This is a genomic window from Parafrankia elaeagni (genome assembly GCF_000374165.1).
GTDB classification, from domain to species: Bacteria; Actinomycetota; Actinomycetes; order Frankiales; family Frankiaceae; genus Parafrankia; species Parafrankia elaeagni.
On record NZ_KB893685.1, the window covers coordinates 1 to 2,657 of the forward strand.

Below are 2,657 nucleotides of genomic sequence, written 5' to 3' on the forward strand. Positions count from 1 at the left end.
CGCGGCGGCTTTCGACGAGGTCTGTGCCCTGTTGGACGCTCACCTGGATCGTCCGCTGTCTGAGGTGATCGACGGTGAGGCGGTGCTGCTTGACCGGACCGGTTACGCGCAGCCGGCGATCTTCGCGGTGGAGGTTGCGCTGCTGGCGCTGGTCCGGTACTGGGGAGTCGATCCCGATGTCGTCGCCGGCCATTCGATCGGTGAGATCACCGCGGCCTACGCCGCCGGTGTGCTGAGCCTCGCCGACGCGTCCGCCCTGGTCGCCGCGCGGGGTCGCCTCATGCAGGGACTACCGGCCGGCGGCGGGATGCTGGCGGTCGGTGCCGGCGAGGCTCAGGTCACGGCCGCGCTGCGGGAGGCGGGCGCCGCCAACGCCAACGCCAACGCCAACGTCGACATCGCGGCTGTGAACGGGCCGACGTCCGTGGTGCTTTCCGGCTCGTACGCCGCGCTGGACCGGGCGGCGGCGATCGTCGAGGAACACGGTTGGAAGGCCCGGCGGCTGCCGGTGAGCCACGCTTTTCACTCGGCGCTGATGGAACCGATGCTGGCCGAGTTCGAGGCGGTCGTCCGCGGCCTGACCTTCAGCGAAACCCGGCTGTCGGCGGTGTCCACCGTCACCGGAGCACCGGTCGGCGTGGGCGAATGGTCGGATCCGGCCTACTGGGTGGCACAGATCCGCCGTCCGGTCCGCTTCGCCGACGCCGTCAGCGCGATGACCGCCCAGGGCGTGAACCGCTTTCTGGAACTGGGCCCGGACGGCATTCTCACCGCGATGGTCCAGGACACCGTCCTGGCGGGAGAGCCGACGGTGCGGCCGGTCGGCGCGGTCGGCGCGGACGACGCGGTCGGCGCGGACGACGCGGTGCGGGCCGAGGAGGCAGCGCCGGCGGGCGGCGGTGAGCTGGTCGCGGTGGCGGCGGTACGGCGGAACAGGGACGAGCCCGCCACCCTGCTCGCCGCCCTGGCGCAGATCTTCGTCGGCGGAACCGACGTCGACTGGACCGCCGTCTTCCAGGGCACCGGTGCCCGGCTGGTCGACCTGCCGACCTACCCGTTCCAGCACGGTCGCTTCTGGCCGAGGCCGCGGACCGGAGGCGGCGGAGACCCCGCCAGTCTGGGCCTGATCGCCGCGGAACACCCCCTGCTCGGCGCCTGGACGGTCCTTGCGGACGGCGAGGGCACGATGCTCACCGGTCGGCTGGCCGTCGACCGGGCACCCTGGCTCACGGATCACGTGGTGCTCGGCCGAACCATCCTGCCGGGCACCGCGCTGCTGGAGATCGCGCTCGCGGCCGGTGAACGGGTCGGGACGCCCGCCGTCGACGAGCTGGTGCTGCGGGCCCCGCTGGAGGTGCCCGAGCGTGGCGGCGTCCGCCTGCAGGTGGTGGTCGCGACGGCCGAGGACGGCGGCCACCGCGCGATCAGTGTCCACTCCCAGCCGGAGGACGCCGACGACGAGCCGTGGACCCTGCACGCGACCGGGACCCTGGCCCCGGAGAGCGCAGACGCGCGGGAAACCGGTCTGATGCCCTGGCCGCCCCAGGGCGCGGACGAGCTGCCCGTCGACGGGCTCTACGACGTGTTCGCCGACGCCGGTCTGGCGTACGGGCCGGCGTTCCAGGGGCTGCGGCGCGCGTGGCGCCGTGGCGACGAGGTCTTCGCCGAGGTCGCGGTCCCGGCCGATGAGCTCCCGGTGGACGGCTTCGGAATGCACCCGGCGCTGCTCGACGCCGCCCTGCACGCCATCGGCGTCGGTGGGCTGTTCCCCGACGACGGCACCGTCAGACTGCCGTTCGCCTTCTCCGGGGTGCGTCGGTCGGGCGTTCTCGGGTCGGCCCTGCGCGTCCGCGTCACCCGCGGCAAGAGCACGGACGCGGTATCGCTGGACATCGCCGACGCGCTGGGTCTCCCGGTGGCCCGGATAGCCGGTCTCTCGCTCCGCGCGGTCTCGGCGGACCAGCTGTCGGCAGCCGCCGGCACCCGCCTGCTCTACACCGTCGAATGGGCAGCCCATCCGCTGCCCGACTCCTCCGACGCGGACGACGACTGGACCACGGTGCCCCTCGGCGGAGCCCTTCCGTCCCCGGCGAAGACACTGGTGATCGACTGCACCTCGCCCTCGCCCTCGCCCTCGCCGGCGGCAGGCGCAGACACGGACGCAGGCGCCGAGTCCGAGTCCGAGTCCGAGGCCGCGGCCGTCAGACGTCGTACGGCGGAGCTGCTGGCGATGATCCAGGCCTGGTTGGCGGACCCGGACCAGGCGGACGGCCGGCTGGTGGTCGTCACCTGCGGCGCCGTCGCGGCCAACCCGGGGGACGAGGTTCCAGGGCTGGTGGACGCCGGGATCTGGGGACTGGTGCGCTCGGCGCAGTCGGAACATCCGGACCGGATCCACCTCGTCGACATCGATGACGCCGGCCGCGACCTGCTGGCCGGCGCTGTCACGGCCGGACTGGCGCAGGCAGCGCTCCGGCACGGCCGACTCCTGGCCCCCCGCCTCGTCCGGGTCGCCGCCGATCAGCCGTCGGCGGCCGAGGCGAGCATCGGTTTCGGTGGTGACACGGTGGTGGTGACGGGTGCGACGGGGACGTTGGGGGCGGTGCTTGTCCGGCATCTGGTGGCGGCGCATGGGGTGTCGGATCTGTTGTTGCTGA

The 2,657-nt window shown here is 73.5% G+C and carries 1 protein-coding gene; it reads left to right on the forward strand.

Going from position 1 to position 2,657, the window contains the following annotated elements:
• Positions 1-31 precede the first annotated feature (31 nt).
• On the forward strand, positions 32-2,657 hold a 2,626-nt coding region (locus B207_RS0105190), incomplete at its 3' end, for an acyltransferase domain-containing protein (protein ID WP_230204849.1).